Raw genomic sequence first — 13,251 nt, 5'->3', positions numbered from 1 at the left:
TACAGCAGCAAAAAAAATGACTGCACTTAGTAATTGCATTGGATTAAAAATGAAAAAAGCGCTGACAAAGCGTCAGCGCTGAGGAAAAATTTTAATTTAAACCTCGAAAAAAGCGCGCGATTAGGGTATTTCAGTTCGCTACAGCAGCGGAATACTGTAGCTCACGATCAGTCTATTTTGATCCTGGTTACGAGCCGCTTCACTATTAGATTTAGCATTCCGCCAGCCGAACCCAACGTTTTTTAGCGCCCCGGATTGAACAACGTAGTCAACGCTAATGTCTCTTTCCCATTCTTTCTGGTCAGTACCGGAGGTGGTCTTAATATTATCGCCTGATAGATATATGATCGACGCCTTCAGACCAGGGATGCCCAAAGCGGCGAAGTCGTAAGCGTACTGACCGAAAGCCGTCTTTTCGCCCGCACGGTTGAAGCTTTGCAGCAGGCGATCGGTATAAAGATACAGACTTGAGCCACCAGCGCCTTTGTCTACCAAGCTCCCCTGATTGAGTTGAGTAAAATTGCTGCCATCCGAAACGCTCTGATATCCCGCCGTAACAGCGTGTCCACCTATGGTGTAGATCAATGCAGCACTCCAAGTGCGGTTATCGATCTCCCCATCCCCGTTTTCAGTGAAGCCACTAATTCTGTAGCCGGAGGTGCCGGAGCTATTCTCACCAGACGAGTCTGTCTTGAAGTAGCGTAAGTCAGTCTTCAGCGATTGGCCGTCCGAAATCGCAAGCGTGTGAATCAGTCCGAAAAAATGTTGGGTGTAGTAGTCATTGAGATTGGCGAAGTAGTACTGAGCCATCAGATCTTTGGTAACCTTCCAATCGACCCCAGCAAAGTCGAACTTGTTGCTTTCTCGCGTGCCGCCGGCCACGGAAAGTCCCGTTTGATCGGTCGAACCACGGCCCGTCGCATGCTCGATCCGGCCACCAATCAAAGTCAAATCCTTGAACTCGCCAGAAGTGATCTGACCTCCTTCGAACGTTTGGGGTAGCACGCGCCCGTCGTTGGCGACCAAAATGGGAAGCTTCGGAATCAAGGTGCCGTAGCGAAGCTCGGTCTTTGACATTCTGACTTTCCCGGTAAGCCCCAGCCGGCTCCACTCGTCAACAGCTCGGCCGTCGCTATCAGAAGGAATCATTGTGCCGCCGACGTGCCGTCCTCTGCCGCTATCCAAGGTTATGCCCATCATGCCCAGAGCATCGATACCAAAACCCACAGTGCCATCGGTATAACCCGATTTGTAATCGAGCATTAAACCTTGGGCCCATTCTTCAGTTTTAGACGGGGCAGCAGTGCCATCGCGGTTGTCGCTGTTAAAGTAAAAATTTCTCATACCCAGCGTGGCCTTGCTATCACTTAAGAAGTCAGCTTGCACCTGGTTACTCAGCACCACACATGCCAACGCAAAAGTTGTGGGCAAATATTTTATATTCACTAAGACGCTCCGATATTTTTATTTTTAAAAGCAGAAGCAACACGAACTGCCAACTCATTTATTCGGGCTTGACCAAATTGACTAGCAACCTAAGTGCCGACACAGCACGCAGCAACGGCCTATTCAACCGTTATTGGAAAAGCCAGCAAAACAAATCGTCCAGCTCATCTATCATCTTTACCATTTGTACCATTCGATCTATCCGAATCCGTTCGGGGTCACTCTTCAAGCCTTGATTCAGGCAAGCCTCTAGCTCAATCAATAAGTCAATGACTCTCAACCATCGCAGTACCCGCAGAAAACTGCTGCAAAAACATTTAAGTCTTACAGCTGCATTAACGCGAGGTCGGCAAATCAAAGTACTTTAGCTAATATCCCTGCTAGAAACTGCAACACTCAAGCTGCGCTCAATCACTCTTCCAACGAGTCTTCCCTGACTCAAAAGCAAATAGATTTGGGGCGAGATTAACGGGACTGTAATACCCGGCGGGCGTCGGCAATTACGGGGGCATCAATCATTTTGCCGTCCAAACGAAATGCCCCTGGAGCACCCTCAGCCGCGTCTACGACCTTTCGAGCCCATTCAATTTCTTCAAGTGAGGGCTCAAACACTTTGTTGACGATACCTACTTGGCTTGGATGGATGCACAGCATTCCGCCGAATCCCATATCCTGGGCGTCTCTGGCGAATACCTCTAGACCATCTAGGTCAGAAAAATTGGCATAGACGGTGTCAAGGGGGCGGGCAAGTTTGGATCTCGTTGTGCAGACCAATATTTGATAGCGCACCTGGTCGAATATTCGTGCGGCAGCACGGCTATTAGCACGAAGCCCCAAATCCAGGCCTAAATCCAGCGCCCCGAAAGTTAGCCTTTCGACGCCTGATATTGAGGCGATGCTCGGAAGTAGCTCCAATCCCTCTGCAGTTTCAATCAGGGGCCAAATGGGTTTACCTGTAGACGCAGCGTGCGTTACCTGAACTGGACGTTCGGCCTTGGGAAGCAGGATGGCCGAAACTTGAGAAAATCGACTGCAGAAATCCAGATCGTCCTGATGCTCGGGATGGCCACTTGCATTGACGCGCACAACCACGCTGAGGTGTGGGTTCGCGGTCAAGTAGACCGCGAGGTTCTCTCGGGCCTGCTGCTTCATTGACTCTTCTACTGCGTCTTCAAAATCGATGATGATCTTGCCCGCACCGGTGCCGAAAGCCTTATCGAATCGATCAGGACGACTACCAGGAACGAATAAAGCGCTCTTAACGGACGGTTCCAAGTGCATGCTCATATTGCACCTACAACCTTCAGCTGGTTGATGTCACCCAGGGAGTAGCCAAGCTCCGCGAGGATAGATTCGCTGTGCTCACCCAATGCTGGTATCGCGTCCATACGTGGGGTAAATGCACTATTGGCACCAGGCGGCAGCAGTGCAGGCAGAGTACCTTGCGGGCTTCCGACATCTACCCAGCGGTTACGCGATTTCAACTGCGGATGTGACCATACCGCGTGCATGTCGTTGACCTTGGCGTTCGCGATTGGAGCTTCGTCCAAACGCTTGACCACTTCCTCGATACCGAGGTCAGCGAAAGCCTCTACAATAATCGCGCGCAATTCATTACGGTTTGTAGACCTCAGTGCGTTCGAGTTGAAGCGCTCGTCCGCCACCAAAGCGGGACGGCGCAGAACTCGTTCGCAGAACAACGCCCATTCGCGCTCGTTCTGCAGACCAAGCATGACAGTATCGCTTTTCCCTACCGGGAAAGGGCCATAGGGGTAGATGGTGGAGTGAGAAGCACCCGCCCGTGCAGGCGGCTCTGCCCCATCGTAGGCGTAATACATTGGGTAGCCCATCCATTCGACCAGGCTTTCGAGCATGCTGACATCTACACGGCTTCCCACCCCTGTCTTACCTCTTAACAAAAGTGCCGAGAGGATTCCCGTATAGGCATACATCCCTGCTGCAATGTCAGCAATAGAACAGCCTGCCTTGGCTAGCTCATCTTCTCTCGCACCGCCCGTGACAGACAGGAAGCCCCCCTCGCTCTGGATGAGCAGATCGTAGGCTTTCTTCTGCTCATATGGGCCACCCTCACCGTAACCAGAGATATCGCAGACGATCAACTTCGGAAAACGAGCATGAAGAGCATCGAAGGACAACCCCATTCGCGCAGCGGCCCCCGGGGCCAGGTTTTGCACGAGGACATCGGCCTTCGCAAGCAGCTCTTCGATAATCGAATCTGCGCCAGGCTTTTTCACGTCCAAGGTGAGGCTTTCCTTGGAGCGATTTGTCCAAACGAAATGCGATGCCAGCCCTTTTGTTCGGGTGTCATAGGCTCGTGCAAAATCACCTACTGCTGGCCGCTCGATCTTGATGACACGTGCGCCGAGATCTGCGAGCTGCCGTGTGCAAAATGGTGCAGCAATGGCATGTTCGAGGCTGACAACGGTTATGCCATCCAACGGGCGGGGTGAAGTTGTGGAATTAGTCATCATTAAGCTCCGTCAGCGTGACGAGATCAGTGTCGTTGTCGAGCGACCAGACGCGCTTGATCAACAGGTTTGTTTGAACTGGATTGAGCGCTGAAGAAAAAGCCACCAAGCGTGAGAATTTCTCTTCAAGCTCCGACCGGGAAAGGGTGTTCCCTGGATCTCCTTTGGGCTCGTCTATGGCGCCCTCAAGAACACGACCATCTTTGACCGTCACCCGTACTCGGCCTAACCAGCGCTGGGGATAGGCTTGATCAACTTCAGGATCGAGCTGCATGAATACTCGCTCTCGGAATGCGCTCACTTCGGGATCCGTCAGCGCCAATTCTTGAAACTCGGTAAGCCCTGCTTTTCCATGAACAGCGACCAATCCAAGGACAGTCCCCATTGAGAATTTGGCTTGGTGCACCGTCTGAGGTACCACCACGCGGCCTAACACATCGATTGCTCCCTGATGAACACGGGCGACTACTTTGGTAATGTCCTTGGCCTCAAGGTGTTCTCGCGCCATCAGGGCTAGGAGTGCATCCGCTGCAGGGTGCGTATGGCGGCAAGATGCATGAAATTTGAATGACGTCTCGGCCAATGCCCAGCGGCTACCAAGCCTATCTGCCAACCTGGAAGGATCGGCATCGCTAGACATACCAGCTGCCATGCCTTGGTCACCTTCAAAGATATTTTTGGCTCCAGTCAGCCCCTGCTCAGTCAAGTAAGCAGCCAACAACCCATCCGCCGCTGCCTTCGCGGTGTGCAGCTGTTTCGAGTCAGCGGCATCTCGCAGAAACTCCCAAAGGCCGGCAGCCTGTGTTCCCGCAGTCCCGAACACATTCAGGAAACGGGGAGCGTCAAAGTTCAAGAGCTTTGCAACCGCAATTGCGGCAGCCAACGTCCCAACAGTGGCAGTCGTATGGAAAATTCGGTAATGGGAGCGCCCAAGAAACTCTCCGATCCGTATCCCGGCTTCATACCCGGCAACAGCCGCTACCAGCAGGTCTCGCCCGGACGATTTTCGTTCTTGAGCTGCCGCGAGGACGGCTGGAAATACGACTGTGGCGGGATGCAATACAGAACTATTGTGTAGATCATCTTGCTCGACCAAATGCGATGACGCGCCATTCACCAACGCGGCAAAATAGGGTGAGGTCGACTTGCCATTCACAATGATTCTGGAGGGGCCAATGTCCGGGCCCATGATCGCAGCGTATTGCTCGAACAATGGGATGGGACGGGATCCCTTGCTTGCCAGAGCGGAACCAAGCCAGTCCAAAAAAAGGTCTTCCGTTCGGCGGATGACCGATGCTGGGATCTGCTCGTAGTTTAACTGCGCCAGGAAGTCCGCCAGAGCATGTGTGTAGCCCATAGTTAACTCCTAGAAGCTGCGAGGCAGCTCAAGCAAATGTTCGGCAACGTACGATAGGATGAGGTTTGTCGAGATTGGAGCGACCTGATAAAGCCTGGTCTCTCTAAATTTCCTTTCAACGTCGTATTCGCAGGCAAAGCCGAAACCACCATGCGTCTGGAGGCAGGCATTTGCCGCCTCCCAGGACGCCTTGGCGGCGAGATACTTGGCCATGTTCGCGCTAGCCCCAGCAGGCTCTCCGCTGTCATATTCTTCGCATGCTCTATAACGCATGAGGTCTGCGGCTTCGATCTCTATATGGGCTTCCGCAATTGGAAATTGCACTCCTTGGTTCTGGCCAATCGGACGGCCAAACACCACTCGTTCCTTGGCATAGGTACGAGCTTTTTCGATAAACCAACGACCATCGCCAATACACTCAGCCGCGATCAGTGTGCGCTCGGCGTTAAGCCCATCAAGGATGTAGCGGAACCCCTTTCCCTCTTCGCCGATGAGGCTGGATTCTGGAAGCTCCAGATTGTCAAAGAACAACTCGTTTGTTTCGTGATTGACCATGTTTGCGATCGGCTGGACTGTGAGGCCATTTCCAATCGCTTCCCGTAGATCGACCAGGAAAATTGACATACCGTCTGCTTTCTTTTTGACCTCGGATAGAGGGGTCGTGCGGGCCAGAAGGATCATCAAATCCGAATGTTGTACTCGCGAAATCCAGACTTTTTGCCCGTTGATGAAATACTTGTCGCCTTTCTTCGTAGCAGTAGTCTTTATTTTGGTGGTATCAGTGCCGGTCGTGGGCTCCGTAACACCCATTGATTGCAGACGCAGTTCGCCGCTAGCCAGCTTAGGAAGGTAGTACTGCTTCTGTTCTTCACTTCCGTGGCGCAGCAATGTGAACATGTTGTACATCTGGCCATGAACTGTCCCAGAGTTCCCCCCGCAAGCGTTGACCTCTTCGAGAATCACAGAAGCTTCAGTCAACCCCAGTCCTGATCCTCCGTACTCAACAGGGATCATCGCGGCCAGCCACCCAGCCTCGGTCAGAGCCTTCACAAAAGCTTCCGGGAACCCTTTCTCTTCATCGATCTTGCGCCAATAGGAAGAGTCGAAACCTGCGCACAAGCCTCTGACTCCCTCTCGTATCGAATTGAGTTCTTCGCTGTTTTTATTGGTCATTGCTGGCTTGCCCCATAAGTCCTGCTCGAAAACGGATACTCAATCAAATTCAACTTGTGCAAGCTGAGCGGCGCCTGCCCGGTTGCCAGCCCATAGCGAAGCTGTTCCCACTGCTGTGACCTGCCCGCCCACATCGAAGGCGTCTGGCAGGACGAGAGGGCGGACATTACGAAAGGAAAACTTACGTACTTTGGCGTCCGAGTTAGCGCGTATGAATGCGTTTAGGCTGAGGGTTGCGATCAATGGGCCATGCACTACTAAGCCGGCGTAACCTTCCACATCAGTGGCATAGGGAAGGTCGTAATGAATACGATGGCCATTGAATGTTGCCGCTGAGTAGCGGAACAGCAATGTGGGTGTAGGTGTGATTCGTTCATTCCATTGCCCATGCTGGATCACTTCGTCAGAGTGCAGCTTTGGGGGGGTAGGCTCTCGGTAAACAATGTCCTGTTGCTCACGAACCCGGACATAACCGTTCTGAGAGTATTCATGACTGACTGTGACAAAGAGAAGCTTTCCGGAACGACCGATCTTTTCCTCTATGTGCAATATTTTTGAGGAGCGCACTGCATGTTGCCCTGTCTGCAGAGGCTCAATAAATTCCACTCTGCTGCCAGCCCACATGCGATTTCGGCCGTCAGCCTCAGGGAGAAAATTCCCACGCTGTGGATGGCCGTCAACGCCGAGTGATGGCCCACCAACTGGATCCTGAAAAAAGCACCAATGCCACAGGGCTGGCAATGGCGCCCCCATGCCAGGCATCTCTTGATCGAATGTGGCAGCTACACGCTTCAGAAGGTTTTCGCTCAGTAGGTCTGATGACCGCTCTGCGCGTCCCAACCAATCGGTGAAATGGGCCATTGAATCGTCACTCAGCAGTTGTTGTTATGAGCAGATCATGAGAGCCTCATAGCGTTCTGAGAAGTAGCGTTTCTTAAACCCCGCGTTTTGAAATGGTTAACACCTAGCTAAGGCCACATTTCCCATGCACCTTGACCTGACTGACCTACGCCTTTTCATCCACATTGCGGAAGCGCCAAGCCTCACTCAAGGAGCGAAGCGCGCGTTTATATCTCCCGCAGCCGCCAGCGTGCGAATCAAGGCGCTAGAAGCTCAGCTCAACTGTCATCTGCTCTATCGGGGTAGCCAAGGAGTCGAGCTCACGGACGCGGGGCAACGCTTGCTCAAGCATGCTCGACTGATAATGCGGCAGATTGGTTACTTGAAAACCGAGTTTGCGGAATACGGTACCGACTCGTCAGGACATATCCGAATATTCGCTAATACAACGGCCGTGACGGAGTTTCTGCCTGAGGTGCTGGCAGGCTTTCTTGCCAAGAATCCTGGCGTCACAGTAGACCTGCAGGAGCGCTTGACACGCGACATCGTTCGGGGCGTTCAGGAAGGGTCGACCGACATGGGGATCATTGCGGGCCCTGTGGCAGCCAAGGATTTACAGGTGCTGCACTTCAGCACTGATCGACTCGTGCTGGTGGTTCCAAAGGGTCACGTACTAGATACCGGAGAGCCTCAAAAGCTTAAAGCTGCGCTGGCTTTTCATCATGTAGGACTGCAAGAAGGCAGCACGCTACAGGAGTTCATGCGTGAGCAGGCCGAGAAGCTCGGTGAGCAGCTGACTTGGCGAATACAGGTAGCCAGTTTTGAATCAGTCTGCCGGATGGTTGAGGCAGGGGTTGGCATCGGAGTGATACCAGAATCAGCCGCGATTCGACATAGTCGAACCATGCAACTCTCGATCATTCAACTGGATGAACCTTGGGCTGTTAGGGAAAGAAGCATCCTCGTAAGGCAATTGGAAGCCTTGCCAGGCTGTATCAGGGGGCTGATCTCGATCTTGCGCCCAGACTCAATCGACATCCACTCTATGCCCAACAGTGGTGGGTAATCTGGGCAGAAACCAAGCGCGTTAATCTGAGAAAAACGCGGGGTTAATCAAATACATATTAATACTTAGAATAATAACCATAGGTTAAAATAATATTAAGTAATAACAACTCATACGATTACGATCCCCCAAGATTTTTTACCGGCTCTCTGTATCGCCCTATTACCCAATCGATAAGTTCAGTCAGGAGCCATTTATCTAGGGGATAAACGTGAAATTAAGAAATCAACTGCTGATCGTTGCGTTGATGGTGGTTCATGGCGCGGCGCTGGCAGCATCAACGCTGCAGGTAGGTGATCAACGCGGCAATGCCAGGGCAGTGATGGAAGCCGCTGGGGTATTGAACGATCTTCCATATTCATGTAGTGGCATGAATTTGCGAACGCAGCGCCAGTGTTGGAATCACTGAACTCCGGCCATTTGGACGCAGGGTTGGTGGGCGACGCACCGCTGACCTTCGCTACCGCCGCCGGAGTACACCACGAGCCCTGGAGTTGGTGACGCTAATCGATCCATTCCTCCAGGATCTTCGCTTGGCACTACTGGAAGAGGAGAATTTCGACCCGCGCACCGTCAACCGCACCATGAGATTCGCGATCGCTGATGACCTTGAGGTGGCACTGCTTCCACGCCTCCTACGTGCACTGCAAGAAAAAGCACCCGGCGTACGGTTAGTCATGAGAGATGCGGACTATCACGCTATCGACAGGATCCTCCAGTTAGGCGACGCCGAGGTTGTACTTGCGGCGTTGATGCCAGAACTGCAACTAAGAGAGCCCAGCCACATCCTCTACGAAGAATCGTTCGTGGCGTTATTTGATCGCAAACAAATTGCACCATCCGCACCTATGAGACTGGACGAATACCTCGCTACCCCACAGCTATTGATCTCGCCTCGTGGAGAGATCACCGGCATGCTTGAACCTCAACTGCAAGAGTTGGGACGCACTCGTAATGTGATTGCCACGCTGGCAAGGTTTTCAACTCTGCCATTGGTGTTGAAGGAGACACCGATTCTGTGCAATGTGCCCTCCACAACGGCGCACTTCCTGGCCAACCACTTTGATTTAGCCATAAGCGCTCTACCGTTTGACTCACCTCGATTCAATATCGGGATAGCGTGGCAGCATGTATTGAATCAAGACCCCTTCACGCGATGGTTCACTTCGCTGGTGAGCGAGCTGATGATGCTGCTCAGGCACGAATCGCAAGGCCGTAAGGCCTCAGCTCAGGCACGCTGAGGCCACGTCAGGATTTACTTCTTGAACATGTAACTCTTGGTGTTGGTGAAACCGGCCAAACCCTCCTGGCCGTTCTCGACACCCATCCCGGACAGCTTATGGCCCCCGAACGGAATATCGATACCGTGAATGTGGATTTCATTGACCCACACCGTACCGGTCTCCATCCGTTTAGCGACTGCGATCGCAGCGGCACGATCCCCTCCCCATACGGAGCCTGCAAGCCCGTAAGGGCTAGCGTTGACCTTGGCGATGACATCTTCCACCTCGTCAAAGGCGATGATGGGCAGAATCGGGCCGAACGGTTCTTCCTGAACGATACGACTGTTCTCAGGGGGGTTATCGACAATGGTAACTGGGACGAAGTTGCCAGCGAGGCTTTGATCGATGACACCGCCGAGCGGCACTTTGTAGCCCTGTTTGCGGGTGTCTTCGAACAGGTCGATCAGCTTCTCATACTGCATACGGTTTTGGATCGGCCCAAGGTCAGTTGCCGGATCCATACCGTCGCCAACCTTGACCGTCTTGGCATAGTCCACAAACGCTGACGTGAAAGCCGTATGGATGCTGGAGTGAACATACAGCCGCTTGACCGCGATGCACCACTGCCCAGAGTTACCAAAGGCAGCCCAAAACAACGGTTTGACGATGGATTGCCAGTCGGCATCAGCCAGAACAACTGCCGCGTCGTTACCGCCCAGCTCCAACGTAATGCGTTTGAGGTTGCTTGCACCACTTGCCATCACTTTCTTGCCGGTTGCGGTACTGCCGGTGAAGCTGATCTTTGCGATAGCAGGATGTTCCGTGATGATTTGGCCAAGCTCATTGCCCCCAGACACGACACTCAGCACGCCCGGCGGAAGAACGGCCTGGGCGATCTCGCCAAAGAAAAGCGAGGTCAACGGGGTGTACGGTGATGGTTTCATCACCATGGTGTTACCAGTGATCAGGCATGGCGCCACTTTCCAAAGACCCAACAGAACCGGGAAGTTCCAAGGGGTGATGGCACCCACCACACCCAGCGGCGTGTGATGAACTTCGACGACGTGCTCAGCTGTGTCCTCAATGATCTCAACTGGGATATTGCGCTTTGCAACTTCCCGAACCCAGTAAATTGCCGCCTCTACTTCTGACTTCGCCTGGCTGTGCTTAGGCTTGCCCTGCTCAAGGGTTAGTAAGGTGATCAGTTCATCCTGACGAGCTTCGAGAGCATCAGCGTACTGATGGATGTAATCAGACCGAGTCTGCCAAGGCAGAACCGACCACACTTTGAATGCCTGAGCGGCGCCCTGGATGGCCTCTTCAAGCTGCTGAGCTGTAGCTTCCGGCGCCTGAGCGATTACCTGATTAGTCGCCGGGTTTAACACATCAAAGGAACGGTCGGCTTCAACCAGTTTCCCGTTGATGGACAAGCGGAACACAGATGGCGCTCCTACCGACTGCAGTAAGTTCAACGAATGAGCCGTATTCATGGTGCAATCCTTCTTAAATCTGGTGAGTAAGTAAAAGCGTTATCACTCAAGGCTTGAGGATAGGCTTAAGCACGACACCACTTTCTGAATCAGCGACAGCTTGGTTGATATCATCCAGAGCGTAATACTTGACCAATCGGTCGAACGGAAATCGGCCGCTGCGCCAGAGTTCGATCAACTGCGGGATGAAGACGTGAGGGACGCTGTCCCCCTCGATGATGCCTCGCACGCTGCGGCCAAAAAGAAGTGTGTTCATGTCCAGCGATACCTCTGCCCCCAGTGGAGCAGCTCCTACAAGACCACACACGCCTGGGATGGAAAGACAGTCCACAGCTTGGCGAAGAACTTTTGGGCTAGATGTGCATTCCAGGCTGTACTGAACGCCTCCGTTAGTGATTTCCCGGATGCAATCAAGCGCATTGGCTGTGCCAGCATTAATGATGTGGGTTGCACCTAATTCAAGTGCCAGTTCGAGGCGGCTGTCATTCATATCGACAGCGATAATTACGGTGCAGCCAATAGCTTTAGCTGCCATGACAGCCGCAAGCCCCACAGAGCCCGCTCCGAAAATGGCAATGCTACTACCGACCCCTGGCTTGAGCGCGTTCATCACAGCTCCTGCACCAGTCTGAATCCCGCAGCCTAGAGGGCCCATCAATTCCAAGGGGACGTCGCTTGGAATCTTGATTGCATTGCGCTCCGATACCAGAGCATGCGTGCCGAAGGAGGATTGATTGAAAAAGCATCCACACACAGTACTGCCGTCTTCGCCTTTATAGGGGCTGGTTCCATCTGGCCGATAACCACCGAAGTTCTGTTCGTAGAACTGGGCGCAGTATCCGGGAAGGCCTTTCAGGCAGTTCGCACAGTGGCCGCAGCTAGCGTAGCTCAGCACGACATGATCACCAGGCTTGAGGTGTTTAACCTCGGCGCCTACAGCTTCGACGACACCTGAACCTTCATGACCCAACACGAGAGGCAGGGGAACAGGGTATCCCTGGTCTCTCACTACCATGTCGGTGTGGCAGACACCAACACCGACAATTTTTACGAGTACTTCATCGTTGCGGGGCGTCTCAAGGGTGAGGTTTTCGATGGTGAAAGGAGCAGATTTCTGACGAACTACAGCCGCTCTGATTTGCATGATTATTGTTCTCCATACGGCCAAATCTCGTCGTTGGTATTATTGAAAATGACAAGGGGCACCTAGTGTCACAATGCATCAGAAATGGCGTACAGAGAATCTGCATTCTGAAAAGGGGGGGTTAACCTGGGCCGAACGATTATGCCTAGATTGGGATTAGGCAGACTCGAAACATTGCACTTCGAGTTGTCGTTGAATCCCGAGGCACACTGTCGTGGGCTGGTGCCTCGGGACTCAATAAAGTTACACCACTCGGCCACCGTCGACCGGCAGTTCAACACCATTCAAGAACGCTGCGTCATCTGTTGCCAGGAAGACGGCAACAGCTGCGATGTCTTCTGGTTTAGCCAGACGACCCAACGGGATAGTCGCAAGGAATTTCTGGCGATTGGCAGGTGTGTCTGGCATGCCCATGAAATCTTCCAGCAGCGCCGTCTCGCCCATTACGGGGCAGATGTTATTAACGCGGATGCCATCCGGGCCCAGTTCTACAGCCAGGGATTTGGAGAGCAGGTTCACGGCGCCTTTCGAGCCGTTGTACCAGGTCAGGCCTGGACGCGGGCGAATACCAGCAACAGAACCCACGTTGATGATCGAACCGTTCTTACGCTCGCGCATCAGCGGCACTACAGCCTTGGTCATGTGGAAGATCGATTTGACGTTAACCGCGAAAACGCGATCAAAGGTCTTTTCGTCAACATCCATCAGAGGCTGATTCCGATGCGTTGTACCGGCGTTATTGACCACTACATCAGGTACCCCGAAAGATTTGACGCAAAGATCCACGGCGGCCTGAACCTGATCGGCCTTAGTGACGTCGCAAGCAGCCGCGATAGCGTTGGGCCCCAGTTCATCAGCTAGTTTGCTGGCAGCTTCGAAATTGATGTCCGCGAGGATTACCTTGGCGCCTTCTTCGATATAGCGACGTGCAATGCAAGCGCCGAAGCCACTTGCTGCGCCCGTTACGATGGCGACTTTATTATTGAGCTGTGCCATTTTTCTCTCCGTTACCATTAAGAAGTG

Annotated in this window: 12 protein-coding genes; 3 read left to right on the top strand and 9 right to left on the bottom strand. The window is 53.0% G+C overall.

Annotated elements, in window-relative coordinates:
- Positions 1-138: 138 nt before the first annotated feature.
- From OH720_RS06855 to OH720_RS06830, 6 genes are all read right to left on the bottom strand, one after another.
- The gene (locus OH720_RS06855) at positions 139-1,446 is read right to left on the bottom strand and encodes an OprD family porin (protein ID WP_442967264.1); all 1,308 of its coding nucleotides are present in this window, start codon (positions 1,444-1,446) and stop codon (positions 139-141) included.
- A gap of 465 nt (positions 1,447-1,911) precedes the next feature.
- Entirely contained in the window at positions 1,912-2,733 is an 822-nt protein-coding gene (locus tag OH720_RS06850) for an HpcH/HpaI aldolase/citrate lyase family protein (RefSeq protein WP_272605011.1), read from the bottom strand.
- Entirely contained in the window at positions 2,730-3,935 is a 1,206-nt protein-coding gene (locus tag OH720_RS06845) for a CaiB/BaiF CoA transferase family protein (RefSeq protein WP_272606407.1), read from the bottom strand. The genes OH720_RS06850 and OH720_RS06845 overlap by 4 nt, the downstream gene beginning before the upstream one ends.
- Positions 3,928-5,292, bottom strand: coding sequence for an MmgE/PrpD family protein (locus OH720_RS06840; RefSeq protein WP_272605010.1), 1,365 nt, complete (start codon positions 5,290-5,292; stop codon positions 3,928-3,930). The genes OH720_RS06845 and OH720_RS06840 overlap by 8 nt, the downstream gene beginning before the upstream one ends.
- A gap of 9 nt (positions 5,293-5,301) precedes the next feature.
- Positions 5,302-6,465: an acyl-CoA dehydrogenase family protein gene (locus OH720_RS06835; protein ID WP_272605009.1), complete on the bottom strand. Its 1,164-nt coding sequence runs from the start codon at positions 6,463-6,465 to the stop codon at positions 5,302-5,304.
- A gap of 39 nt (positions 6,466-6,504) precedes the next feature.
- Complete coding sequence (locus OH720_RS06830) at positions 6,505-7,326, bottom strand: FAS1-like dehydratase domain-containing protein (RefSeq protein ID WP_272605008.1); 822 nt, start codon at positions 7,324-7,326, stop codon at positions 6,505-6,507.
- A 124-nt stretch (positions 7,327-7,450) separates the two neighbouring features.
- Between OH720_RS06830 and OH720_RS06825 the strand changes: the two genes are divergently transcribed.
- The 3 genes from OH720_RS06825 (at position 7,451) to OH720_RS06815 (ending at position 9,612) form a co-directional block, all read left to right on the top strand.
- Positions 7,451-8,371, top strand: coding sequence for a LysR substrate-binding domain-containing protein (locus tag OH720_RS06825; protein ID WP_272605007.1), 921 nt, complete (start codon positions 7,451-7,453; stop codon positions 8,369-8,371).
- A 211-nt stretch (positions 8,372-8,582) separates the two neighbouring features.
- Positions 8,583-8,780, top strand: coding sequence for a hypothetical protein (locus OH720_RS06820; protein WP_442967263.1), 198 nt, complete (start codon positions 8,583-8,585; stop codon positions 8,778-8,780).
- 124 nt (positions 8,781-8,904) lie between these two features.
- On the top strand, positions 8,905-9,612 hold the full coding sequence (locus OH720_RS06815; protein WP_272605006.1) for a LysR substrate-binding domain-containing protein: 708 nt from the start codon (positions 8,905-8,907) through the stop codon (positions 9,610-9,612).
- 14 nt (positions 9,613-9,626) lie between these two features.
- On the opposite strand, the gene OH720_RS06810 is transcribed toward OH720_RS06815, so the two are convergent.
- From OH720_RS06810 to OH720_RS06800, 3 genes are all read right to left on the bottom strand, one after another.
- Positions 9,627-11,084 carry an aldehyde dehydrogenase family protein gene (locus OH720_RS06810; RefSeq protein WP_272605005.1) on the bottom strand — a complete coding sequence of 486 codons (1,458 nt, stop codon included), beginning with the start codon at positions 11,082-11,084 and terminating at the stop codon, positions 9,627-9,629.
- 46 nt (positions 11,085-11,130) lie between these two features.
- Positions 11,131-12,228, bottom strand: a complete 1,098-nt coding sequence (locus OH720_RS06805; RefSeq protein ID WP_272605004.1) for an NAD(P)-dependent alcohol dehydrogenase — start codon at positions 12,226-12,228, stop codon at positions 11,131-11,133.
- A 243-nt stretch (positions 12,229-12,471) separates the two neighbouring features.
- Complete coding sequence (locus OH720_RS06800) at positions 12,472-13,224, bottom strand: SDR family oxidoreductase (RefSeq protein ID WP_272605003.1); 753 nt, start codon at positions 13,222-13,224, stop codon at positions 12,472-12,474.
- Between the last annotated feature and the right edge of the window lie 27 nt (positions 13,225-13,251).

It is taken from the genome of Pseudomonas sp. WJP1 (assembly GCF_028471945.1).
Classification (GTDB): Bacteria; Pseudomonadota; Gammaproteobacteria; order Pseudomonadales; family Pseudomonadaceae; genus Aquipseudomonas.
The sequence above is the reverse complement of the archived record's forward strand: the minus strand, read 5'-3'. Positions and strand labels throughout refer to the sequence as shown.

Excerpts from the sequence above, each read along its gene's own strand:
- OH720_RS06845 (WP_272606407.1), bottom strand. The coding sequence starts at position 3,935 with ATGACTAATTCCACAACTTCACCCCGCCCGTTGGATGGCATAACCGTT.
- OH720_RS06840 (WP_272605010.1), bottom strand. The coding sequence starts at position 5,292 with ATGGGCTACACACATGCTCTGGCGGACTTCCTGGCGCAGTTAAACTAC.
- OH720_RS06830 (WP_272605008.1), bottom strand. The coding sequence starts at position 7,326 with ATGGCCCATTTCACCGATTGGTTGGGACGCGCAGAGCGGTCATCAGAC.
- OH720_RS06805 (WP_272605004.1), bottom strand. The coding sequence starts at position 12,228 with ATGCAAATCAGAGCGGCTGTAGTTCGTCAGAAATCTGCTCCTTTCACC.
- OH720_RS06825 (WP_272605007.1), top strand. The coding sequence starts at position 7,451 with ATGCACCTTGACCTGACTGACCTACGCCTTTTCATCCACATTGCGGAA.
- OH720_RS06800 (WP_272605003.1), bottom strand. The coding sequence starts at position 13,224 with ATGGCACAGCTCAATAATAAAGTCGCCATCGTAACGGGCGCAGCAAGT.
- OH720_RS06850 (WP_272605011.1), bottom strand. The coding sequence starts at position 2,733 with ATGAGCATGCACTTGGAACCGTCCGTTAAGAGCGCTTTATTCGTTCCT.
- OH720_RS06810 (WP_272605005.1), bottom strand. The coding sequence starts at position 11,084 with ATGAATACGGCTCATTCGTTGAACTTACTGCAGTCGGTAGGAGCGCCA.
- OH720_RS06835 (WP_272605009.1), bottom strand. The coding sequence starts at position 6,465 with ATGACCAATAAAAACAGCGAAGAACTCAATTCGATACGAGAGGGAGTC.